Below are 1,258 nucleotides of genomic sequence, written 5' to 3'. Positions count from 1 at the left end.
AAGGTTTTTTTAGTGATTTAGTAATGCACAAATTCACTTTTTTGTCAAATTAATTTAGATGCGTTTACCCTGCATCAAATAAAGAATGCCAAAACGAATTACGATCGCGGCTCATCTGAGTATGGAAGAGCTAGAAGCTCGTTTCCGTCAAGCTAAAACAACAACCCAGGCCCATCATTACCAAATTATTTGGCTGCTAGCTGGTGGCAAAACTACCGCAGAAGTGATGGCAGTGACAGGTTATAGTCGCGGTTGGATTTATGAATTAGTCTCGGGTTACAACCATTTAGGACCAGAATCCCTCGGAGATCAGCGTTGCCAAAATACCGATCGTGACCCTCTGCTGAATGATGTGGAACAAGCGATGGTTGTGGCAAGTCCTACAACAGCCACCCCCTGATGGCGGACTGTGGAATGGTCGTAAAGTAGCTGACTGGATGAGTGAAATCAAGGGTGAAAAAGTCTGTCGTCTGCATAGGGTGGGAATATCTCAAGTCCATGAAGTTTCGACTGAGAGTTCCTCGCCCGGAACATAAGGAATCAGATATCCGCAGAACTTGCAGGAATGGAAAAAAAAATCTGCGTCGGTTCGTCTTGAAAATCAAGAAGGAGAACCCAGAAAGCGACGTAGAAGTCTGGTCAATGGACGAACATCGGCTCGGATTGAAACCTGTGTTGAGGCGAGAATGGGTGGATGAGTTTAGTAATGCTACGGCTGTGGTTAACTGGCGGTTTCAATGGTTATGGTTATATGGTTTCGTACATCCGAGTAGCGGAGAAACCTATTGGTGGATACTACCCTTTGTTAATAGCCAGCTTTTCGAGCGAGTTTTAGCAGATTTTGCCCTCCAGTAGGAAAGTAGGCTCGAAAAAAAGAATGGTTTTAGTAGTGGATGGAGCCGGATGGCATTGAGCGTGAAAGCGTGAAAATCCCCGACGGCATACATTTATATTGTCTGCCTTCCCACTCACCCGAACTGCAACCTGCTGAAAGACTGTGGCCTGCAGACAAATGAACCGATAGCCAACCGCTGTTTTAAAAGCTTAGATGAATTAGAAGCAGTTTTATTCGAGCGGTGTCGAAAACTGTTAAATCTCAAACAGTTAATCAGTGGTTTGACTCATTTCTATTGGTGGCCGGAGGCAAAAGTTTAATCCTGGTTAATCGACCGGACATGATATGAAGGGATCTGTCGCGAAACTATTCAAACAATTTTGGGAGTATCATCTCCATTTATCAGTAAGTGGAAAATCAATT

At 44.1% G+C, this 1,258-nt stretch carries 1 pseudogene; it reads left to right on the top strand.

From position 1 onward, the window contains the following. The first annotated feature begins 85 nt into the window (after window positions 1-85). Window positions 86-1,155, top strand: a pseudogene (locus QUB61_RS39535) (IS630 family transposase). The last annotated feature ends 103 nt before the right edge of the window (window positions 1,156-1,258 follow it).

The sequence above is a fragment of the Microcoleus sp. C2D2 genome (genome assembly GCF_036702495.1).
Classification (GTDB): domain Bacteria; phylum Cyanobacteriota; class Cyanobacteriia; order Cyanobacteriales; family Microcoleaceae; genus Microcoleus.
The sequence above is the reverse complement of the archived record's forward strand: the minus strand, read 5'-3'. Positions and strand labels throughout refer to the sequence as shown.